Below are 21,520 nucleotides of genomic sequence, written 5' to 3' on the forward strand. Positions count from 1 at the left end.
GGCGCCGGCTGTTCGGATACCGGGCATCGGGCGGCTGCTGAGGGGCCTTTCATGGCCGATGGGGCGGCGAATGGGCTTGTGGTGCTCGGCCTGCGGGCCATGGCGGCCTGACGGGCCGGACGAGGTGATGCCCAGGTCCGGCCCGCCCGCTCGTCTCTACAGGTCGAGCTGGTACTGGAGTGTCGTGTGCGTGGGCACGTAGCCGAGGCTGTCGCTGATGTGTCTCATGTGCGTGTTGCTGTCGGCAGTGTCGGTCAGGAGGCCGCCGAGGTCTGGATAGCGCCCGCGGGCTTGTCGGATCGACTCGGCCTTCATCCATCGGCCGAGTCCGTGTCCGCGGTGCTCGGGCAGCACGCCGGTGCCGTAGTGCTGGCCATCACCCGTGCCGTTGCCGGGGACGACCAGTTCGGTGAATCCGGCGATCGAGTCGTCGCAGGTGTCGATGGCGACGACCGCGTGCAACTGGTCGCCGCGCTCTTCAACGGCCTTCGCCGCAGCCCGAACCCGGTCCACGTCCCAAGCCACGGTGCCGTGGTCGGTGTCCTCCATGGGCATATCGTCCATGGCCCGGCGTGAGGCGGCGAACGTCTGGGCAAGGGCGTGGGGGACGGTTCCCTGCCATGACGCCAGCCGGTAGCCGGGATGCGGACGCTCGATGACCTCGGCGAGGGCGATGGCGTCCACGTCGGCCAGGGGCAAGCGGGCGAACCGCAAGGTGAGGACCTTGCGGAAACCGCGGGCCGGCAGGAAGTGGGCGCCGGGCGATCCGGCCCGGGCCTGCGTGCTGACGCAGCGCCGGGCGTTGTCCCGGGCGGCGGCCACGGCCGTGTCGAGGAGCCGGGAGCCGACGCCCTTGCGGCGCTCCACGGGATGGACGTGGAGGGTCAGTTCGGCCAGGTGCTCCTGTCCGCCGTCGAACAGGCGCAGAAAGGCCGTTCCGACAGGGATGGAATCGGCGTCAGACGCCAGCCATGCAAGGCGTCGGCTGTGCGCCCCGTGAGCAGGGTCGGTCAGTGGGGTGATGCGAAACGACAAGGTGTCTCCGTCGTGAGGAGTGGCAAAGGACAGTACGCGGGCTCAACTGCTGGGCACTCCTGCGCATGTGCTCCACACCTCCTCGTCGACATCGCCGGTCCGGCTCAACCATGGACGGCTGGGAGAACCTAGCTGACCTGTCGGATCCTTCGCAAAGGGTTAACTGAAGGCTGGTGCGGCCGTGCGTTCACAGCCACTCGTTGACGGCCGCGACCAGTGGTCGCCCCGAGGCGGGCCCGCGAACGTCCCCGCGTCGGGGCGCAGGCGCTGGAGTTCGGGCATGGCGGCAGGGTGGGCGGGCCTGGGGCGCTGGAATTCGGGGGCGCGCCGACCGCACTGAGACCGGATGCCGATGGGCCGTTCATGGCCGATCGGGCAGCGGATGAGCTGCCTGTGCCCGGTCTGCGGGCCATGGCAGTCGGCCCGCTACGATCGCGGCTCGTCACTGGGAAGGGGAGGGGCCATGACAGAGGCGCGCAGTGCGACGGAGGGTGCCGCCGTCGTCGAGTTGAGATACGAGCTGGGGCAGCCGGACTGGTCCGACGCGTTTCGCGCACGCGGGAGAGTACGAGGGGTCAGAGGACGGGTGCAGGGACTGCTGGCGCCTGTGCTCTTCGCTGGAGTGGCCTGGCTGATCGCCGACAGCGTCTTGGCGGCGGTATGCGCCTTCATCGGCTGCCTCATCGGCCTCGCCGCCAGGACGGGCGTGCTGGCCGTGCGTCACGCCAAGGTGGGTGCGGCGATGGGCCCTTGGACCGTGACCGTCGGCGACTCCGACGATGCCGTGTGCTTCACGGGCGCGGACATGGCGACGCGCCGGGGCTGGCGCAGCCTCGGCGGGTACGTGGAGACCGCTGCGGGCTTCGTCCTGCTGTCCCCCGCGCCCTATCTGCTCGTGGTGCACTATCTGCCGAAGCGCTCGCTGGGCAGGGACGACACGGAACGGCTGCGCGCCATACTCGACCGCCGCCTGCCGCGGCGCGGCGCCCGTCCGCCCCAGCATTAGCGGGCGGTCACCGGCTGGCCGCCCACGCCAGCCGCCGGTCCAGCTCGCTGTCCAGTTCCTTCTGCTCGGCCGGGGTGGGGGCGTAGCCGTTCCACTCCCGCAGCGTGGCGCGGGCTCGTGCCGCCCGCTCGGCCGTTGCCAGCAGCGTGCCGGCCAGGCGGGTCAGGTACGCGCGCAGGGACAGGCCCTCGGCGGCTGCGATCTCCGCGGGGCGGTCCCTGGCTTCTGCCGGGATACGGATATCGGCATCGGGCATGGCGGTACTCGTTCCCGTAGGGAGGCAGGGGGTGCGGGACCGTTCCCGTACCCCCTGCGCCCACTTCGGTCAGAATTCGTCTACGCGTGCCCGTGGCAGTCCCGGTACGACCGCCCCGAGCCGCACCAGCACGCCGCGCTCCTCGCCGGCGGCCACGGGACCGCGCGGCCGCGGGCGGCCAGGGTCGTCGCGTACTGGGGGAGCAGGTCCGGGTCGGACGGGGAGGCGGCCTCGGAGGCGGCGAACGCCTCGTACGACGGGACCGTGCCCGTCACGATGCCGAGGTTCGGCGTCCCCGTCGCATGCAGATCGCGCAGGGCCGCCTCCAGGCGGGCCTGGTGGTCCGCGTGGGAGGTGTACTCCGTGGCCAGTCCCGGGTACGCGGTCAGGAGCTCGCGCAGTTCGGGCTCCGGCCAGTGCAGGACCGCGACCGGGAACGGGCGGGACAGAGCCGTGCGGTACGTGCCCAGTTCGGCGCGGAGGCGGGTGATCTCGGCCCGCAGCTCGCCCGGGTCCGAGGAGCCCAGCGCCCACAGCCGTTTTGGGTCGTGGAGCTCGTCCAGCGGGACGGCCGCCGTGTGGAGGGTGTCGGCCAGCTCGTCCCAGGCGTCGTGCGTGACGCCCATCAGGCGGCGGACGCGGTGGCGGCCGGTCAGCAGCGACTGGGTGGCGTACGGGACCTCCTCGCCCGGCGCGATGAGCAGGGTGAGGGCGGTCGAGAAGTAGTCGTGGGCCGCTTCGAGCTCGTCGTGGGCCTCCAGGGTCTCGGCCGCGATCTCCCAGGGGGCCGCCTCAGTCGGGGCGGCGACGCGGATCCCGTCGATGATCGCGCGGGCCTCCGCCTCGTGGCCGTACTCCCACAGGTTGGCGGCGCTCAGCGCCTTGACCAGGTGCGGGTGCTCGGTGTCGGGGTCGCTGAGCAGGGAGTCGTAGAGCGCGGTGGCGCGGGGGCGCTCGCCGGCGAGTTCCAGATGGGCCGCCGCCTGGAGGAGCAGCGGTTCGTGGTCCTCCGGATACTGCGCCGCGGTGCGCAGCAGGCGCTCGGCTTCGGTGGTGTGGTCGGCAGGCGTGTCGGGGCGCATGAACCACACGGTACTGCGGTGCGGGTGCGCTGCGGAGGGGTGTTCCGGGTCGGGTGAGCGGCGGCGGCAGTGAGCCTTGTTACGGGCCTGGAAGGTGTGGCGTCGGTGGTGAGCTGTTACGGGTCCGCGTGCGGTGCGGCTCTGGCGACTTGCCGGTCCTGGCCCTATCGTGCGGGCCGTGCGTGAGCCGAGGCGTGAGCGGATACCGGTGGTCGTGCAGCGTGACGCGCGCGGGAGGCGGGCGGCCGCGCGCGGGCTGTGGACGGGCGCGGAGCTGGTGGTGACCCTCGGCGTCGTCCTGCTGCTGCTCGTCGCCCATCAGCTGTGGTGGACGAACCGGCAGGCCCGCGCCGAAGCCGCCGACACCGTGCACGCCTTGCAGCGGGAGTGGGAGGAGCCCGAGGGGGTCGCGGAAGCGGCGGAGGAGGCTTCGCCCGCGCCGCCGGTGGAGGACCAGGACACTTCCGTCGTGGGGGAGGAGGAGCACGGCGGCGCACCCACCGCCGCCGCGTCCCTGTCCGCGCCCCGCCGCTCCCAGGCCTACGCCGTGCTACGCATCCCGCGCATCGGGCTGACCGCGCCCGTCGCCCAGGGCGTCAGCAAGCGCGGCGTCCTGGACAAGGGGTACGCCGGTCACTACCCCGGCACCGCGCAGCCCGGCCGCTCCGGGAACTTCGCGCTCGCCGGGCACCGCAACACCCACGGCGAGCCGTTCCGCCACATCGACCGGCTGCGGCCCGGCGACCGGATCACCGTCGAGACCCGGGACGCCGTGTACACGTACACCGTCGACAAGACCCTCGCCCGGACCCAGCCGGGCGACAGCGGAGTCATCGCCGCCGTGCCGCGCAGCAACGCGAAGCCGTACACCGGCTACCGGACGGCCGGGTCCTACCTGACGCTCACGACGTGCACGCCCGAATTCACCTCCCGGTACCGCCTCGTGGTGTGGGGAAGGCTGAGCGGCGTGCGGGAGCGGTGACCACCGAGGAGGCGGAGAAGGGGAGGGAGGAGGGGGCTAAGGTTCTCTGACGTGCTCAGACGACGTCCGCAGTTGCTGTGGTTGCTGGTCCCCTACGTGCTCTACCTGGGCGCGCTGCCCTTCGTGAACCGGGTCGATCCCGTCGTTCTCGGGCTGCCGTTCCTCTTCTTCTGGCTGCTCGGGGCGACCGTGCTCACCCCCGTCGCCGTATGGATGGCCCGGCGGGGTGACCGCCGGTGAACGCCGCCGTCGCGACCTCCGTCTTCGCGGTCTTCATGGTCGCCACCGTGGCCCTCGGACTGCTCGCCGTGCGCGGCCGGCGCGGGACCGGGGGCGGCGGGCTCGCCGAGTGGTCGGTGGGCGGGCGCAGCCTCGGGAGCGTGTTCATCTGGGTGCTGATGGCCGGTGAGGGCTACACCAGCTTCAGCTACCTCGGCGCCGCCGGCTGGGGCTACAACTACGGGGCGCCCGTCCTGTACGTGGTCGCGTACATGTCCTGCGGTTACGCGGTCGGCTACGTCGTAGGGCCACTGCTCTGGGCGTACGCGCGCAAGCACGGCCTCGTCGGGATCACCGACATGGTGGCGCACCGCTTCGGCCGGCCCTGGCTCGGGGCGCTCGTCGCCGTCCTCGCGACCGTCTTCCTGCTCCCGTACATCCAGCTCCAGATCACCGGCATGGGCGTCGTCGTCTCGACCATCTCCTACGGCGCGATCAGCCTGCACTGGGCGTACTTCATCGCCTTCGCCGTCACCACCGGCTTCGTCGTGGTCAGCGGGCTGCGCGGCAGCGCGTGGGTGTCCGTGCTGAAGGACGTCCTGGTCATTGCCACGCTCGGCTTCCTGGCGATCTACGTACCGCTGCACTACTTCGACGGCTACGGGCCCTTCCTCGACCGGCTCGTCACCGAGAAGAGAGAGTGGCTGACCTTCCCCGGGCACGGGGACAGCGGGCTCGGACAGGCCTGGTTCGTCACCACCTCCTTCCTGAACTCCCTCACCGTCGTGATCTTCCCGACCACCGTCGCCGGCTACCTCGGCGCGAAGAACGCCGACGTGCTGCGGCGCAACGCCATGTGGCTGCCCGCCTACAACGTCCTGCTGTTCGTCCCGATGCTGCTCGGCATGGCGGCCCTCTTCGTCGTCCCGGGGCTCGTCGGGGCCGAGTCGAACCTGGCGCTGTTCAAGCTGGTCGTGGACTCGCTGCCGGCCTGGTCGGTCGGGATCATCGGCGTCGCCGCCGCGCTCTCCTCGATCGTGCCCATGGCCGTCTTCATGCTGGTCATCGGCACGATGTGGGGACGCAGCGTGCTCTCGCTCGTGCCGCGCTGGGAGCACCGGCAGAAGGGCGCGGCGCAGCTGGTCGTCGTGGTCGCGGGAGGCCTGGCGCTCCTGCTCACGTACACCGCGCCGAACACGCTCGTACGGCTCTCCCTGATCTCGTACGAAGGGATGGCGCAACTGCTGCCCATGGTGCTGCTCGGGTTGGTGTGGCGGCGGCTGACCCTGCTCGGGGCGATGAGCGGGCTGGTTGTGGGGGTGGGTGTGGTGTGCGGGTTCGTGTTCACCGAGAACGATCCGGTGTGGGGCGTGAACGCCGGCATCGTGGCGCTCGGCGCGAATCTCGCCGTCGCGCTCGCGGTGACGTACGCGGGGCCGCGCGAGCACGACGAACGGCCGGACGAGGACGTGCTGGCGCGGGACGAGTGGGAGCGGGAGCCGGTGGTGGTTCCGGCCCCTTGAGGGGGCTGGTTCGGGGGCGGTGACGATCTTTTCGGCCGCCGGCCCGCGAAAACCATCGTGTATAACGGTTAGCGGTTGAGGTCCGCGCGCGACCGTGCGGACGATCAGGAGAACGGAAGGGGGAGGAGCCATGGACGCGAGCGCCACGAACCGCGTGCGCGGGGCCCTCGCCCGGGTGCTCAGGCCCGCCGGAATCCTCCTCTTCTTCGTCACCGAGGTCCTGCTCGCCGAGGGCGGCAGCCTCTCCGCCGCAGTCGCGCTCGCCGCCACCGCGGCCGCCGGCACCGCGCTCGTCGCCTGCTCGGTCATCAGCGCGCGCTGCGCCGCCCCGGTGCCCCGCACGCGGGTCCGTACCGCCATGCGCGACCGGGAGAAACGCACCGCGTTCCTCCCGCAACGCGACCCCGACGCCAAGGGGCGCCGACGCCCCCGAGCCCCCGGCCACCTCCTCCTGACGGCCGCGTAGGGCTCGCCCCCTCCTCCTCCTTTCCCGCCCCGGGTCCGTACGCCATGTGCGCGTACGCAGGGCGGCCCGCGCGGATCGTCATGCCGAAGCTGATCCACTTCCCGGCACGACGAGACCCTCGGAGGGTCAACCATGTCCGCCTTCATGTCCGCGTTCGCGAGCCTGGTCGGCGCCCTCGCCGACGCGCTCCACCCGCTCTTCCAGAACGCGTCCACCGCCGCCGCGATCATCCTGTTCACCGCACTCGTACGCCTCGCCGTGCACCCCCTCTCGCGGGCGGCGGCGCGCGGTCAGAAGGCGCAGCGCCGGCTCCAGCCGCAGATCGCCGAGCTGCGCAAGAAGCACAAGAAGAACCCCGAGAAGATGCAGAAGGCGCTCATGGAGCTGCACAAGGAGGAGAAGGTCTCCCCGTTCTCCGGCTGCCTGCCGAGCCTCCTGCAGATGCCGGCCTTCTTCCTGCTGTACCACCTCTTCTCCAGTACGAAGATCGGCGACGACGCCAACGAACTCCTCGGCCACCAGCTCTTCGGCGCCCCGCTCGGCGAGCGCTGGCGTGACGCGCTCGCGGACGGCGGGATGTTCGGGGCGCAGGGCCTCGTGTATCTGGGGCTGTTCGCGATCGTCGCCGCCGTCGCCACGTTCAACTACGGACGGACCAAGCGCCAGATGGCCGCCAACCCCGTCACCCCGGCCACCGGCCCCGACGGACAGCCGGTCCCGGGCATGGGTGCGATGACGAAGGTGATGCCGCTGATGTCCTTCTTCACCCTCTTCACCGTGGCCTTCGTGCCGCTGGCCGCCGCGCTGTACGTCGTCACGAGCACCACGTGGACCGCGATCGAGCGGGCCTACCTGTACCGCGACATGCCCGCGGCCGGTGCCGCCATGGCCACGGTGGCGTAATCGCGGACGCGAGTGCTCCGGTCCAGTGTGTGAACAGGGTCTTGCGGGTTGATCCGATGTCTTGGACGATCGGACAAGCCTGCGATGGCCGCAACCCATCCGACGGGCCCGATCTCTACCAAGGGGAGACAGACCGTTGAAGCTTCTTCGTGTGGGTACGGCCGGCGCGGAACGACCGGCACTGCTGGACGAGAACGGAACCCTGCGTGACCTGTCGGGGATCGTCACCGACATCGACGGCGCGCTGCTCGGCGACGACGACGCGCTGGCCCGGGTACGGGCCGCCGCGGCCGCGCCCGGGGAGCTGCCCGCGCTCGACGCGGAAGGGCTGCGGGTGGGCCCGCCGCTCGGCCGCATCGGCAAGATCGTGTGCATCGGGCTGAACTACCACGGCCACGCCGCGGAGACGGGCGCCGAGATACCGGGCGAGCCGATCCTGTTCTTCAAGGCGCCGGACACGGTCGTGGGGCCGGAGGACACGGTGCTCGTGCCGCGCGGCAGCGAGAAGATGGACTGGGAGGTCGAGCTCGCCGTCGTCATCGGGCGCACCGCCCGGTACCTGGACTCCGCCGAGGAGGGGCTCGCGCACGTCGCCGGATACGCGGTGGCGCACGACGTCTCCGAGCGCGCCTTCCAGATCGAGCGCGGCGGCACGTGGGACAAGGGCAAGAACTGCGAGACGTTCAACCCGCTGGGGCCCTGGCTGGTGACGGCCGACGAGATCCCCGACCCGCAGACCCTGCCGCTGAAGCTCTGGGTCAACGGCGAGCTGAAGCAGGACGGCACGACGGCCGACCAGATCTTCCCGGTCGGCGAGGTCGTGCGCTACCTGAGCCACTTCATGACGCTGTACCCGGGCGACGTGATCAACACGGGGACGCCGGCAGGCGTCGCGATGGGGCATCCCGAGCCGAAGCCGTACCTTCGGGCCGGGGATGTGGTGGAGCTGGAGGTCGCGGGGCTGGGGCGGCAGCGGCAGGAGCTGAAGGGGGCGTAGGGAGCCCTTTTGGTCCTGGGTGCGGTGGGCCCGGGGGGCCGCGCTTGGGTCCGGGTGCGCCCGGGGGGGGGCCGCCTTGTCCTCAATCGCCGGACGGGCTGAAAAGAGTCCTCAATCGCCGGACGGGCTTGAATGTGCCGGGCTGGGCTTGAGGGTGTCCTCAAGCGCCGGACGGGCTGAGTTTGGCGGGCTGGCGTGAGGGTGTCCTCAATCGCCGGACGGCTTGATGTGGCTGGGCTTGGGGGTGTCCTCGAGCCCAGCCCGGCTCAAAAGACGTCCTCAAGCGCCGGACGGGCTTGAATGTGCCGGGCTTGGGGGTGTCCTCGCGGCCAGCCCGCTGAAAAGACGTCCTCAAGCGCCGGACGGGCTTCGTTCGGGCGGGCTTGAATCGGTCAGTCGCTGATCCGCGTCGCGAACTGTTCCAGTGCCTCGACCACCAGTGCGTGGTCCTCCGCCTGGGGGAGGCCCGAGACCGTGACTGTGCCGATGACGCCCGCGCCCTCGACCGCGATCGGGAACGAGCCGCCGTGGGCGGCGTACGTGTCCGGGTCGAGGCGCGAGGCCTCGTCGAAGGTCGTGCCCTTGGCCCGGAAGCGCGTGCCGACCAGGTACGAGCTCTCGCCGTACCGCTCGACCACCTTGCGCTTGCGGTCGATCCACGCGTCGTTGTCCGCGCTCGAACCCGGCAGCGCGGCGTGGAACAGCTGCTGCGCGCCGCGCCGGATGTCGATCGCGACCGGGGCGTGCCGTTGCCGGGCCAGGGTGACGAGCAGGCCGCCGAGCGCGTACGCGTCGTCGTACCCGAAGTGCGGCAGCGTCAGCCGGCGCTCCTGGGCGATCAGCTCGGAGATGGTCGGAGCGGTGGGGTTCATGCGGACTGCTCCTCGGTGGCGTGAGCCGTGGTCGATACGGAGACGGAGGCCGTCGGCAGGGAGACGGTGGCCCCGTCGCGGGCCGAGCGGCGGGCAGCCTCCAGGACGTCCAGCGCGGCAGCGGCCTGGAGGGCGGTCACCGGATTGTCGCCCTTCCCGCGCAGCGCGTCGGCGACCGCCGCGTAGTACGCGGGATAGTCGCCCGGGAGCGTACGGACCGGGGTGCCGCCGCCCGTGAGCGGGGACTCGCCCGCGCCGAGCCGGCCCCACAGCGCCTCGTCCTCCACACCCCACGGCTCCTGCGGTGTCGGGCGGGCGCCCGCGCGCAGGGCGGCCTCCTGGGGGTCGAGGCCGTACTTCACGTAACCGGCGGCCGAACCGAGCACCCGGAACCGCGGGCCGAGCTGGGCCGTCGTCGCGCTCATGTACAGGTGCGAGCGGACCCCGTTCACATGCGTGATCGCCACGAAGGTGTCGTCGTCGGCCGCCGCACCCGGACGGCGTACGTCCGACTCCGCGTACACCTGGGCCGCCGGGCCGAACAGGTCCAGCGCCTGGTCGACGACATGGCTGCCCAGGTCGTACAGCAGCCCGCCGATCTCCTGCGGATCGCCCGACTCGCGCCAGCCGCCCTTGAGCTGCGGGCGCCAGCGCTCGAAGCGAGACTCGAAGCGCTGCACCTCGCCCAGCTCACCGTCGGCGATCAGCGCGCGCAGCGTGAGGAAGTCGTTGTCCCAGCGGCGGTTCTGGAAGACCGACAGCAGCAGCCCGCGCTCCTCCGCCAGCGCCGCCAGCTCCCGGGCCTCGGCGGCCGTACCCGCCACCGGCTTGTCCACGACCACCGGCAGACCGGCCTCCAGCGCCGCCTTCGCGAGCGGGACGTGGGTCTTGTTCGGCGACGCGATCACGACCAGGTCCAGCTCGTCCGCGCGCTGCCACAGCTCGTCCGGCGACGCGGCGAACCGTACGGCGGGGAACTCGGCGCGGGCCTGCTCCCGGCGCTCCTCGTTCGAGGTGACGACCGTGTCCAGGACGAAGCCCTCGGTCGCGGAGATCAGCGGGGCGTGGAAGACGGAACCCGCCAGGCCGTAGCCGACGAGTGCGACGCGCAGCGGGGTCGGGGCGGTCTCGTGAGTCGCGTGGACAGTCATGCCCTCCACTTTGGCAACGCTGTTGCCAAAGTGCAAGCGCGGGCGACAATGGGTCGGTGAACAGGAGCAACAGCGGCGCGAACCTGCCGACACTGCGCAGCCACAACGCCGCCCTCGTGCTGGACCTGCTGCGGGCGGCGGGCGAGCGCGGCATCAGCCGGCTCGGTCTCGCGGCACGGACCGGGCTCACCCCGCAGGCCGTCAGCAAGATCACCGCCCGGCTGCGCGCCGAGGGGCTGGCCGCCGAGGCCGGGCGCCGCGCCTCGACGGGCGGCAAGCCGAGGACCGTGCTGCGGCTGGTGCCGGAGGCCGGTCACGCGGTGGGGCTGCACCTGGACCGCGACGGGCTGACCGTGGTGCTCGTCGACCTCGCGGGGACGGTGACCGCGAGCCGTACGGCTCCGCTGGACCTGGGCGCCCCGGCGGACGAGGTGCTGGAGGCCGCGGCCGGGGCGGTCGCCGCCGTGCGGGGCGAGGGCGCGCTGCCGGTGCTCGGGGCCGGGGTCGCGCTCCCGGGGCCGCTCGACCACCGCGCCGGGGTGCTGCACCGCGTCACCGGGTTCCCGCAGTGGGACGGCTACCCGCTCGGGGACGCCCTCGCGGCGCGGACCGGGCTGCCCGTCGTCATCGACAAGGACACCAACGCCGCCGCCCTCGGCCTCGCCCTCCAGACGCCGGAGCCCGCCGACTTCGCCTACCTCCATCTGGGCACCGGCCTCGGAGCCGGACTGGTGCTGGGCGGAGCGCTGCACCGCGGGGCCCGTACGGGGGCGGGCGAGTTCGGCCACCAGACCCTCCAGCTGGACGGCGTCCTGTGCGGCTGCGGCGCACGCGGCTGCATCGAGGCGCTCTGCCTGGCCGCCGTCGGCCGGGGTGACGTCGCCGAGGCCGCGCGGGTGCTCGGGGCGGGCGCCGCCAACCTGGTCGGGCTGCTCGACATCGACCGCGTGGTGCTGGGCGGACGTACGGTCGCCGCCGACCCCGACGCGTACGTACGAGGAGTGCGAGCGGTGCTCGGTGAACGGGCCACGCGCGACGGGGCCGGCGCGGCGCCCGTACCGGTCGTCGCCGTCGGCGGAGGGGACCGGCCGGTGGCCGAGGGAGCGGCACAACTGGTCCTCGCCGCGCTGTTCGGCCGCGTGGACGGGGGAGTTCCGGCCCCGCACCTCGGCCGCAGTACGGAACTGGGCTGATCGGGCGGTTTCCGGCGGCCGGTCGGACGACCTCGCGGCATGCCGGTGGCGGCCGGCCCTCCCGTACGTGACAGCGTCGCGGCTTCCTGCCGGTGAACTCCGGGCCCGGGGCGAGCCGACCGTTTCCACGAGAAGTGAAGGCTGCCCCACGATGCCCCCCACACCGCCCCCGGCGAACCCTTCCCCCGAACCCTCCGTCCCGGCCCGCCCGCCGTCGCCGCCCCCCGCGGCCGGCAGGCCCCGGCACGGGCTGGTGCTCGGGCTGGCCGCGGCGAGCGTCATGCCCGCCGTCGTCCTCGGCGGTACGGCGGGCGCGTCCGCCGCCCCGCAGCGCAACACGGCCACCACTCCGGCCGCCAACCTGACCCCGGGCTCCGTCACCGCCGACCAGCGGCCCGACTGCGGTGACGCGCGCGCCGCCGACTTCCCGATCGACACCCGGATCCACGGCGGCCCGGACACGTACGCCTCCGGCGGCGGCTACGGCACGTGGTTCCTGGACCTGACCAACACGACCGAGGAGTCCTGCCGGGCGATCCACCCGGTCCTGGTCCTCACCGACGAGGACCGTGCCCTGACCTCGGATCAGATCCAGCTGGAGTTCTCCGAGCGCACCCGGCCCGGCGTCGAACACCGCGTCCACTGGGAGACGACCGACCGCGACGAGCACATCGGCGTCTTCGGCGGCGAGGGCGACGACGCCTTCCCCGGCTTCACCGTGCCGGCCGGACGGACCGTCACCGTCCAGGTCAGGCTGGCGTTCACCTCCGACACCAGCCCCGGCCGGATCACCGCGAACGCCGCGGTCGTTCAGCGCCAGCGCACCGGCAGCGGCACCAACGACAGCGGCTCCGGGCGCCAGGGCCTCGACGGGGAGTGGGTCGGGGAGTCCGAGGACTACCCCTTCACCGTGGTCGAGGACGACGGCACCGGCACCGGCACGGATGAACCCGGCGAAACCGATACGGACGAGACCGGCGACGCAGGAAGGGAAGAGAGGGCCAAGGAGGAGGCCGGCAAGGAGAAGGCGAGCGACGGCCTCACCACCCCCGACCCCAGCGGCAGCACGCGCACCACGCCCCCGCGCCCGGTCGCACCCGGCCATGACCCGGCCGGAATTCCGGAACTCGCCAGGACCGGGGCCTCCCTGCCCGTCCCGCTGCCCGCCGCGTTCACCGTCTCCGGCCTCCTGATCGGCGCCGGAGCCATCGTCATCAGGGCCCGCCGGACGCGTCGCAGCTGACCTCGGCCATCAAACCTGTGATCAAGCAGTACTCCACAGTCGAACGAGCACCCTAAAATCGGGGGCGTCGGCGCTGCACAACGCGGTGCCGCCGGCGTCCCCGCACCTGGCGTACGGCAACTGGAGTCCCACATGGCAGAGCGCAAGCCGATCTCGTCCTGGCTCACCGACATGGACGGAGTCCTTATCCACGAGGGGACGCCGATCCCCGGTGCCGATGCCTTCATCAAGCGGCTGCGGGACTCGGGGCTCCCCTTCCTGGTCCTCACGAACAACTCGATCTACACCGCCCGGGACCTGCACGCCCGGCTCAGCCGCATGGGCCTCGACGTCCCCGTCGAGAACATCTGGACCTCCGCGCTCGCCACCGCCCAGTTCCTGGACGACCAGCGGCCCGGCGGCACGGCCTACGTCATCGGCGAGGCCGGGCTCACCACCGCCCTGCACGACATCGGCTACGTCCTCACCGACCACGAGCCCGACTACGTGGTCCTCGGCGAGACGCGTACGTACTCCTTCGAGGCGCTCACCAAGGCGATCCGGCTGATCAACGCCGGCGCCCGCTTCATCTGTACCAACCCGGACGAGACCGGCCCGTCCGCCGAGGGCCCGCTGCCGGCGACGGGCTCCGTCGCCGCCCTCATCACCAAGGCGACCGGCAAGGCCCCGTACTTCGCGGGCAAGCCCAACCCGCTGATGATGCGCACCGGGCTCAACGCGATCGGCGCCCACTCCGAGTCCAGCGCCATGATCGGCGACCGGATGGACACCGATGTGCTCGCCGGTCTGGAGGCGGGCATGCAGACCTTCCTGGTGCTGACCGGGCTCACCACGGTGGCCGACATCGACAAGTACCCGTTCCGGCCGTCCACGGTCGTCGACTCCATCGCCGACCTGGTCGATCTGGTCGACCTGGGCTGACACCGGCCGGTGGGGCGGGAGCGCCTTCCGGCAAGCCCTAACACCCTCACTCCACCGGCCCAGTGCCTGGCCCCTGCGGATGCGGAAGCCGGGTGGCCGCGTGAACCTGCCATAAGGAGGTTCACGATGCGTTCCATACCGCTCACGTTCTGTGCCGCCGCGGCGGTCGCGGCGACCCTGATGCCCGCTTCCGTCGCACTGGCCGAATCCGACTCGGACCACGAGGACTCACGGTCCCGGGTCACGCTCACTCTCTCCCCGTACTCCGTCTCCCCAGGCGGCCGGGTCGACCTGGAGGTCGCCGGCTGCAAGGGCAAGGAGGCCAAGGGCAGCTCCGACGCGTTCGACTCCGAGGTGCGCTTCTCGCCCGGTGACGACAGGACGCTCTTCGCCGAGGCCCGCGTCCGCTCGGACGCCGAGCCCGGCGACTACGACGTCCAAGTGGTCTGCAAGGACAAGCACGCCAAGGCGTCCGCCGTGCTGACCGTCGTCCACCGCAGCCGGCCCATGCCGCTGGCCCCGGTCCGCGCGGGCGGCGGAGGCACCGCCGTACTCGCCGCCGATCAGGCCGCCGCCCAGCAGGACGGTCCCGGCACCGTCCACGCCGTGGTCGGCCTCGGACTGGCCGCCGTCGCGGCCGTCGCCGTCGCCTTCCGCAGCGTGCGACGCCGCCGCCCGGCCGCCGGCTGACGTGTCCGCCTCGGACCGCCCGGCGGGACACGGCAGGCTGCTCACCGGAGTGGCCTGGGCGGTACTCCTGCTGGGTCTGTGGCTCTGGGGCCGCGGCATCACCGGTGGCTCCGGCGCCAGTTCCGCGCCGACCACCGGTGATGTGGCCGCGGTCGGCCGGCCCCTCGGTGTGCCGCTGCCCCCGGCGCACGACCCGATCGAGGGCGTCGCGCCGCAGCGGGTCGAGATCCCGTCGATCGGCATCCGGGCCCCGGTCGTCTCCCGGGGCCTGGACAAGGACGGGGCGATCGAACCGCCGTCCTTCGACACGCCCCAGACGGTCGGCTGGTACGGGTCCGGCACCGAGCCCGGCGCCAAGGGCCCGGCCCTCTTCGTCGGCCACGTCGACACCGAGACCAAGCCGGCCGTCTTCTACGGGCTCAGCGCGGCCCGCCCGGGCGCCAAGGTCGACGTGACCCGGACCGACGGCACCGTCGCCGAGTTCACCATCGACGATGTCCAGGTCTTCACCCGCGCACGCTTCAACGCCCAGAAGGCGTACGGCCCCCGCAAGGACGGCCGGGCCGAGCTCCGGCTGATCACCTGCGGCGGCACGTACGACCAGGCGTCGAAGTCGTACACGGCGAACGTCGTCGTCTCGGCCTACCTCACCGGTGAGAAGTCACGGGAGAAGGTACGGGCCGAGGCGGAGGAGGAGTCGGTCGGCAAGGCGGGCGCGCCGGCCGTCGGCTGATCTCTTCGGATCCGATCTCTTCGGACCCGACCCCTTCGATACCCGACCCCTTCGATACTCGATCCCTTCGGTACCCGGCCCGGCCGGCTGCCCGGCTCTCCGGGCGCCGGCCGGGCCGGTCCTCGACCGCGGGGCGCGGGCCGCGGGAGTGGCCCGGCGCGGACACGGGAGGTCGGGGGCGTCCGGGTCCGCCGCCGCACGCCCCACTGTAGGGGCGTGAACTCCACGCGCCCAGTGGCTTTCTGACGTTACGTCGATAACCGGTCACCCTCCGCACGCGGAAGCTGTCGGCGAAGGTCACCTGTCGCCGGCGTCGAACGCAGACACGCAGGCACACAGACACATGGAAACGAGCAAGGCCCCCTCACGCGTGGTGAGGGGGCCTTGTTCTGCGTGCGCCGCCAGGGACTCGAACCCCGGACCCGCTGATTAAGAGTCAGCTGCTCTAACCAACTGAGCTAGCGGCGCCTGCTGACCTGGAGAACTCTACCCGATCTCCGGCCGTGCTCCTGACCATTTCCCGTCGGTCACGGCCTGTCGGATGGTCGTTTTTTCTCTTCTATCCGTCAAAATGCGATATGTCAGCAGACCGAAAGTGCTGGCGCCCGTGCAGATGCGCCCAAAGATCTTGACGAGTGCGGAGGGAATCGCATGACTGTGCCGGCCTTCGAGGAGTACGTACCCGCCATCGACTGCACCTGTGCCGGATGCGCCGTGCAGCGGCGCACCGCCGCCGCCGGACTGCCCACGCGGTACGGAGGGCATCCGGCCGCGCACGGTGCGCGGCGCGCGATGGTGCTGGTCACCGCTGCCGGAGTGGTGCTGAGCGCCGGACTCGCGGAGGCGGCGGGCGCGGCGGCGGATCCCGCCCCGGTGACGGACCCGGGCCGGGCGGCCGACCCGGCCGCGCCCGGACCGGACAGCCCGCAGGGCGGACCGGGACCACTGCGGGGGGTGGGGGCCTCGGGCCCGCCGGAGCCCCGGGCGGACGCGGCCGCGCCGCGCACGACCACCCGGGCCGACATCATCAACCGGGCGAAGAAATGGGTCACCGCTCAGGTCCCGTACAGCATGACGAAGTACTGGTCGGACGGGTACCGCCAGGACTGCTCCGGCTATGTGTCGATGGCCTGGAACCTGGCCGGCAACGAGTGGACCGGCAGCCTCGCCGCGTACGGGACGCGCATCGCGCGCGAGGACCTCCAGCCCGGCGACATCCTGCTCTTCCACAACCTCGCCGACCCGGCGAAGGGCTCGCACGTCACGATCTTCGACGGCTGGACCGACTACACGCACACCCACTACACGGCGTACGAGCAGACCAAGCCGCACGCCCGCAAGCAGACGACGCCCATGGCGTACTGGTCCCACTCGGGCAGCTACGTCGCCTACCGCTACAAGGGGCTGACCAGCGGAACCGGCGGCAGCACCCCGTCGAAGACGCTGTTCCCGGGCGCCGGGATGTTCGGCGCGGGCGCGAAGAACGGCTACGTCACCCGGCTCGGCGAGATGCTCGTCGGCCGCGGCGGCAAGCGCTTCTACAAGGTCGGCCCCGGCCCGGACTGGAGCGGCGCCGACCGGCGGGCCACCCAGGCGTTCCAGAAGGCCCAGGGCTGGAAGGGCTCGGAGGCCGACGGCATCCCCGGCCCCGACACCTGGAGCCTCCTGGTGAACGGAACCGGCCACGACATCCCCGCCGCGGGCGGTACGGGCGGCTCCTCGTCGGTCCCGGGCTTCCCCGGGCGGGGCTATTTCCGGCCGGGTCAGTCCAACAGCCATGTCGACAAGCTCGGCAGGCAGTTGGTGAAGAAGGGATACGGCAAGCACTACCTGTCGGGCCCCGGTCCCCGGTGGACCGAGGCGGACCGACGCAATGTCGAGGCCTTCCAGAAGGCCCAGGGCTGGAAGGGCTCGGAGGCCGACGGCTATCCGGGTCCGGAGACCTGGCGGCGACTCTTCGCGTGACACGACGCACATGACGGAGGCGGGAATGCGATCCACGGTGTCGGACAGCTCCGGGAACCCGGAGAACCGGGAGGAACCGGAGTACGGGGAGGGACGGTACGGGGCGGTGTCGGTACGGGAATGGGTGGGGCCGGAGGGGGTGGGCCGGGTCACGGACGCCTGGGCCGCGGCGGCGGAGCGGGCGGAGGCGTCGGCTTCCGTTCCGGCCGCGGCTTCGGGCCGGGTCGAGGTGTCGGAGGTACCGGCGCCCGGTCCGGTCGAGGTGTCGGGGGTGGCGGCGCCCGGTCCGGTCGAGGTGTCGGGGGTGGCGGCGCCCGGTCCGGACTCCGTCGTCGACCTCGTGCTCGACCTGGTGCCGGAGACGGGTGAACGCGAGCGTCGGGGGACCGGCTTCGGGGCGACCTCCGCGTCCGTGTCGGTACCGGTGTCCGTGTCGGGGCCGGGTGTGGAAGCGGTGGAGAGCGGAGTGGAAGCCGCTTCCGTACATGCGGTGCTCGAGGGCCCTGAGGTCCGTGAGGCCGGCCGTGAGGTTCGGGAGGCCTCTGAGGGCCACGATGCCTCTGGGGGCCACGATGCCGCTGAGCTCCGTGAGGTCCGTGAGGTCCTTCCGGCCTCCGACCCCGCAGCAGCCCCCGAACCCGAACCCCTCGCAGCCGTACCGCCCCCGCCCACGAGCCCCGAGCAGGCCAGCGTCCTTACCGGTGAGGGCACCGGCGAGCGACGTACCGACCCCTGGGGGGACACCGACCCCTGGGCGGACACCGACCCCTGGGCGGACACCGGCCGGCACCAGGCCGTCATCGCCAACGAGCGCACCGCCTCCATCCCCGTCCACCTGCTCTTCCGCAAGGAGCCCGAGGCCCCGGCGGACGTCACCGCGCTGCCGGCCGACGTCGTGCGAAGGGCCCCCGGAGGCGAGCAGCCGCCCGGGGTCCGGCGGGCGCCGGTGGCGCGGACTGGGCAGGTGCGGCCCTCGACCCGGCCCTCGCCCGTCGCGGATCCCCGGCTCCACGAGGGGCCGGGACCGTCGCTGCCCGGCTGGGCCGCGCTGCTCACCGGTTTCGGCGGGATCGCCGTGATCGGCGGGGCGCTGTGGTGGACCGGGGCGTTGCCGGCCCGGCTGCTGGCGCGGACCGGGATCGGCCCGCGGCCGTACGACGGACTCGGCATCGGCGCCTGGGCGGGGCTCGCGCTGCTGGTGACCGTGGTGCTCTTCGCGTTCGGCGGTCTGAGCCGGGGGCGGGTCGGGTACGCCTGGGTGCTCACGCTCTTCGGCCGGTACCGGGGAAGCGTGCGGCGGACCGGGCTGATCTGGGTCAGCCCGCTGCTGCTGCGCCGCCGGGTCGACGTACGGCTGCGGCACTGGCGCAGCGAGCCGCTCCCCGCGATGGACGCCAACGGCACCGCGCTGCGGGTCGTCGTCCTCGTCGTATGGCGGGTCAAGGACACCGCGCGGGCGACGCTGGGGATCGAGGACCACGAGGAGTACCTGCGCCAGCAGGTCGAGGCGGCGATGGCGCGGGTCCTCTCCCAGCTGCCCGCCGACGCCTTCCACGAGGACGCGCACACCCTGCGCAACGCGGAGGCGGTCGGCGACGCGCTGACCCGGATGCTGAAGGCGGACTGCGAACCGGCCGGCGTCGAGGTGTACTCCGCGCAGCCGACCGGCATCGAGTACGCGCCCGAGGTGGCGGCGGCCATGCAGCGGCGCCGGATCGCGGCGATCGACGCCAAGCACCGCGACAGCGTGCTGACTTCGGTGGTGGACGCCGTGGACGACACCGTCAGCCGGCTGACCGCCCGGGGCCTTGTGGAGCTGGACGACTACGAACGCAAGTCGCTGGTCAAGGACTTGACGGTGGCCTTCTACACCGGCCGCACGGGTGGTGACAGCGCCTGAGTTGATCCGACGTCACCTCGGAGGCCACGGGAATCCCGCGCACATTGGTCTGGACATGTTCATGCCGGGTCCATAATCTGGGACTTGGTCTAGACCGCAGAACCGCGCGCAGCAGTGCTCATGGAACCTCCCCCACATCTCCGAGGAGCGGCAGCAATGCGTAAGAAGACAGGTGCGGCCCTGGTCGGCCTCGCGGTAGCGGGCGTCTCGATGTTCGCGACCAGCAGTGCCAACAGCCACGGGTACACGGACAACCCCATCAGCCGCCAGAAGCTCTGTGCCAACCGCACGGTGACGGGCTGCGGCAACATCCAGTGGGAGCCGCAGAGCGTCGAGGGCCCCAAGGGCTTCCCGGCGGCCGGTCCCGCCGACGGGGCGATCTGCTCCGGCGGTCACGGCGAGTTCGCCCAGCTCGACGACCCGCGCGGCGGCAACTGGCCCGCCACCAAGGTCACCGCCGGACAGGGCTTCAGCTTCCGCTGGCAGTTCACCGCCCGGCACGCCACGACGGACTTCCGCTACTACATCACCAGGAACGGCTGGGACCCCACCAAGCCGCTCAAGAGGTCCGACCTGGAGTCGCAGCCCTTCATGACGGTGCCGTACGGCAATCAGCAGCCGCCGTCGACCCTGACCCAGCAGGGCACCATCCCCACCCAGAAGACCGGGAAGCACATCATCCTGAGCGTCTGGACCATAGCCGACACCGCCAACGCGTTCTACGCGTGCTCGGACGTCCAGTTCTGACGAAGGGCCGGTGGACCACACCACCGAATTCCCGCTGCGGCGGCCCCGACCGGGGGCCGCGGCAGCGGGAGTACGAGAGACATGGCCTGCCCGCCTCACGCGGTGGACGCGGCGGCCGCCCGCCGCAGATGCGTCACCGCCAGCACCGCCCCCACCAGCAGGACCAGCCCGCCGGCCACCGAGGCGTACTGCATGCTGTGCACGAAGGCGTCCCGCCCGACGGCGATCAGTGAACCGTCACCGGTGGACAGGGCCCCCGGCAGCGTCTTGCGGGCTGCCTCCGGAGCGGCGTCCGGCATGTCCGCGGTGTAGACGGCGGTCGCCACCGCACCCAGCAGCGCCATCCCCATCGCTCCGCCGAACTCCTGGCCCGTCTCCAGCAGCGAGGCCGCCGAGCCCGCCTTCTCCGGCGGGCTGGTGGACAGCGCCAGGTCCGAGACGAGCGCCATCACGGTGACGATCCCGCTGCTCATCACGGCCGAGCCGATCAGCAGGAGCGCCAGGGAGTCCGTACCCGACAGGGCGAGGACACCGAATCCGGCGGCCGCGACGACGAAGCCGGCGCAGATGACCAGGGCGCGCTCGGTCCGCTGGGCGATCGCGGTGGCCGCCGGTGCGGCCGCCCCCACGGCCAGCGACGGGGCGAGGCTCCACAGCGCGGCCTCCATGGTGCTCATCCCGAGCACCGACTGCAGGTACTGCGTGGTGAAGAAGGACGCCCCCATCATGGCGAACGCGGCCAGCGCGTTCAGTCCGATCCCGGCGGCGAAGTTCCGGTCGCGGAACAGCTCGCGGCTGATCATCGCGTCGGTACGGGAGCGCTGGCGCCGGACGAAGACCCGGCCGACGACGAGCCCGGTGGCGATGATGAGGCCATTGCGCAGATCCAGCCCCTCGGCGGCGGTCTCCTTGAGCCCGTAGACGACCGGCAGCACGGCCCCCATGGACAGGGGCACGCTCAGGAAGTCGAAGCGCCCGGGGGCCGGGTCCTTGAACTCCGGCACGAGCACCGGCACCAGGATCAGCAGCAGCACCATCGCGGGCACGTTGATCAGGAAGACCGAACCCCACCAGAAGTGCTCCAGCATGACGCCGCTGAGCACCGAGCCCAGCGCGATCCCGCCCGCCATGGCGCCGGACCAGATGCCGATGGCCCGGCCGCGCTGCCGGTCGTCGCGGAACATGTTCCGTACCAGGCCCATGGTCGACGGCATCAGCGTCGCCCCGCCGATCCCGAGCAGTGCGCGGGCCGCGATGAGCATCTCCGGGCTGGTGGCGTAGGCGGCGCCCACCGATGCCGTGCTGAAGGCGACAGCGCCGAACATCAGGAGCTTGCGGCGGCCGATGCGGTCGCCGAGCGAACCCATCGTGATGAGGAGACCGGCGAGCGCGAACGCGTACACGTCGAAGATCCAGAGCTGCTGCGTGGCGCTGGGGGCGAGGTCCCGGTCGATGGACGGGATCGCGAAGAAGAGGACGGACACGTCCATGGAGACCAGGAGGAGAGGGAGGAGCAGGACCACGAAGGCGGTCCACTCCCGACGGCCGGCGAGTTCGCCGGGGCGGGCGGTGGTGCTCGGAGGATTCGTCATGCCAGGAACCATACGAACGTGTATGACGCTTGTCTAGTACGCCC

Annotated in this window: 21 protein-coding genes and 1 tRNA gene; 15 read left to right on the forward strand and 7 right to left on the reverse strand. The window is 72.1% G+C overall.

Translation table 11 applies throughout. The features are described from left to right. Positions 1-156 precede the first annotated feature (156 nt). Positions 157-1,035 (reverse strand): GNAT family N-acetyltransferase, encoded by an 879-nt coding sequence (locus ABTX18_RS04385; RefSeq protein ID WP_352121238.1) that lies wholly within the window; start codon positions 1,033-1,035, stop codon positions 157-159. Between the two features lie 463 nt (positions 1,036-1,498). On the opposite strand from ABTX18_RS04385, the gene ABTX18_RS04390 reads away from it, so the two are divergent. After that, positions 1,499-2,041 carry a hypothetical protein gene (locus tag ABTX18_RS04390; RefSeq protein ID WP_352121239.1) on the forward strand — a complete coding sequence of 181 codons (543 nt, stop codon included), beginning with the start codon at positions 1,499-1,501 and terminating at the stop codon, positions 2,039-2,041. Positions 2,042-2,048: 7 nt separating this feature from the next. Here the strand turns inward: ABTX18_RS04390 and ABTX18_RS04395 are convergent, their stop codons facing one another. Next, a complete protein-coding gene (locus ABTX18_RS04395; RefSeq protein ID WP_352121240.1) occupies positions 2,049-2,297 on the reverse strand; it encodes a hypothetical protein in 249 nt (82 codons plus the stop codon). Between the two features lie 80 nt (positions 2,298-2,377). Beyond that, complete coding sequence (locus ABTX18_RS04400) at positions 2,378-3,379, reverse strand: SEC-C metal-binding domain-containing protein (protein ID WP_352121241.1); 1,002 nt, start codon at positions 3,377-3,379, stop codon at positions 2,378-2,380. 178 nt (positions 3,380-3,557) lie between these two features. Here ABTX18_RS04400 and ABTX18_RS04405 point away from each other — a divergent pair, with 178 nt between their 5' ends. The 6 genes from ABTX18_RS04405 to ABTX18_RS04430 all read left to right on the forward strand — a co-directional run bounded on the left by ABTX18_RS04405 (position 3,558) and on the right by ABTX18_RS04430 (position 8,469). After that, entirely contained in the window at positions 3,558-4,361 is an 804-nt protein-coding gene (locus ABTX18_RS04405; protein ID WP_503061092.1) for a class E sortase, read from the forward strand. 81 nt (positions 4,362-4,442) lie between these two features. Continuing rightward, positions 4,443-4,601, forward strand: a complete 159-nt coding sequence (locus tag ABTX18_RS04410; RefSeq protein WP_136325579.1) for a DUF3311 domain-containing protein — start codon at positions 4,443-4,445, stop codon at positions 4,599-4,601. Beyond that, on the forward strand, positions 4,598-6,103 hold the full coding sequence (locus ABTX18_RS04415) for a sodium:solute symporter family protein (protein WP_352121242.1): 1,506 nt from the start codon (positions 4,598-4,600) through the stop codon (positions 6,101-6,103). Before ABTX18_RS04410 ends, ABTX18_RS04415 begins: the two co-directional genes overlap by 4 nt. A 130-nt stretch (positions 6,104-6,233) precedes the next feature. After that, complete coding sequence (locus tag ABTX18_RS04420; RefSeq protein ID WP_352121243.1) at positions 6,234-6,569, forward strand: DUF6412 domain-containing protein; 336 nt, start codon at positions 6,234-6,236, stop codon at positions 6,567-6,569. Positions 6,570-6,701: 132 nt separating this feature from the next. Then, positions 6,702-7,472: a YidC/Oxa1 family membrane protein insertase gene (locus ABTX18_RS04425; RefSeq protein ID WP_352121244.1), complete on the forward strand. Its 771-nt coding sequence runs from the start codon at positions 6,702-6,704 to the stop codon at positions 7,470-7,472. Between the two features lie 136 nt (positions 7,473-7,608). After that, entirely contained in the window at positions 7,609-8,469 is an 861-nt protein-coding gene (locus tag ABTX18_RS04430) for a fumarylacetoacetate hydrolase family protein (protein WP_352121245.1), read from the forward strand. Positions 8,470-8,861: 392 nt separating this feature from the next. Here ABTX18_RS04430 and ABTX18_RS04435 read toward each other — a convergent pair whose 3' ends face one another. Then, a complete protein-coding gene (locus ABTX18_RS04435; RefSeq protein ID WP_352121246.1) occupies positions 8,862-9,341 on the reverse strand; it encodes a heme-degrading domain-containing protein in 480 nt (159 codons plus the stop codon). Then, complete coding sequence (locus ABTX18_RS04440; protein ID WP_352121247.1) at positions 9,338-10,492, reverse strand: Gfo/Idh/MocA family oxidoreductase; 1,155 nt, start codon at positions 10,490-10,492, stop codon at positions 9,338-9,340. Before ABTX18_RS04440 ends, ABTX18_RS04435 begins: the two co-directional genes overlap by 4 nt. Before the next feature lie 56 nt (positions 10,493-10,548). On the opposite strand from ABTX18_RS04440, the gene ABTX18_RS04445 reads away from it, so the two are divergent. From ABTX18_RS04445 to ABTX18_RS04465, 5 genes are all read left to right on the forward strand, one after another. Continuing rightward, a complete protein-coding gene (locus ABTX18_RS04445) occupies positions 10,549-11,685 on the forward strand; it encodes an ROK family transcriptional regulator (protein ID WP_352121248.1) in 1,137 nt (378 codons plus the stop codon). A gap of 151 nt (positions 11,686-11,836) precedes the next feature. Beyond that, a complete protein-coding gene (locus ABTX18_RS04450; RefSeq protein ID WP_352121249.1) occupies positions 11,837-12,928 on the forward strand; it encodes a hypothetical protein in 1,092 nt (363 codons plus the stop codon). 132 nt (positions 12,929-13,060) lie between these two features. Next, positions 13,061-13,849, forward strand: a complete 789-nt coding sequence (locus tag ABTX18_RS04455; RefSeq protein WP_352121250.1) for an HAD-IIA family hydrolase — start codon at positions 13,061-13,063, stop codon at positions 13,847-13,849. Between the two features lie 126 nt (positions 13,850-13,975). After that, complete coding sequence (locus tag ABTX18_RS04460; RefSeq protein ID WP_352121251.1) at positions 13,976-14,539, forward strand: hypothetical protein; 564 nt, start codon at positions 13,976-13,978, stop codon at positions 14,537-14,539. Position 14,540: 1 nt separating this feature from the next. Then, positions 14,541-15,272: a class F sortase gene (locus ABTX18_RS04465; protein ID WP_352121252.1), complete on the forward strand. Its 732-nt coding sequence runs from the start codon at positions 14,541-14,543 to the stop codon at positions 15,270-15,272. A 394-nt stretch (positions 15,273-15,666) separates the two neighbouring features. Here the strand turns inward: ABTX18_RS04465 and ABTX18_RS04470 are convergent. Then, positions 15,667-15,740, reverse strand: a tRNA-Lys gene (locus tag ABTX18_RS04470). 183 nt (positions 15,741-15,923) lie between these two features. Between ABTX18_RS04470 and ABTX18_RS04475 the strand changes: the two genes are divergently transcribed. The 3 genes from ABTX18_RS04475 to ABTX18_RS04485 all read left to right on the forward strand — a co-directional run bounded on the left by ABTX18_RS04475 (position 15,924) and on the right by ABTX18_RS04485 (position 19,884). Next, positions 15,924-17,237, forward strand: a complete 1,314-nt coding sequence (locus ABTX18_RS04475; protein WP_352121253.1) for a peptidoglycan-binding protein — start codon at positions 15,924-15,926, stop codon at positions 17,235-17,237. Positions 17,238-17,262: 25 nt separating this feature from the next. Then, positions 17,263-19,137, forward strand: coding sequence for an SPFH domain-containing protein (locus ABTX18_RS04480; protein WP_352121254.1), 1,875 nt, complete (start codon positions 17,263-17,265; stop codon positions 19,135-19,137). 156 nt (positions 19,138-19,293) lie between these two features. Beyond that, a complete protein-coding gene (locus ABTX18_RS04485; RefSeq protein WP_352121255.1) occupies positions 19,294-19,884 on the forward strand; it encodes a lytic polysaccharide monooxygenase auxiliary activity family 9 protein in 591 nt (196 codons plus the stop codon). Between the two features lie 95 nt (positions 19,885-19,979). On the opposite strand, the gene ABTX18_RS04490 is transcribed toward ABTX18_RS04485, so the two are convergent. Continuing rightward, complete coding sequence (locus ABTX18_RS04490; RefSeq protein WP_352121256.1) at positions 19,980-21,476, reverse strand: MFS transporter; 1,497 nt, start codon at positions 21,474-21,476, stop codon at positions 19,980-19,982. Positions 21,477-21,520 lie beyond the last annotated feature (44 nt).

Source organism: Streptomyces sp. NPDC096323, from assembly GCF_040302845.1.
In the GTDB taxonomy this organism is placed as follows: Bacteria; Actinomycetota; Actinomycetes; order Streptomycetales; family Streptomycetaceae; genus Streptomyces.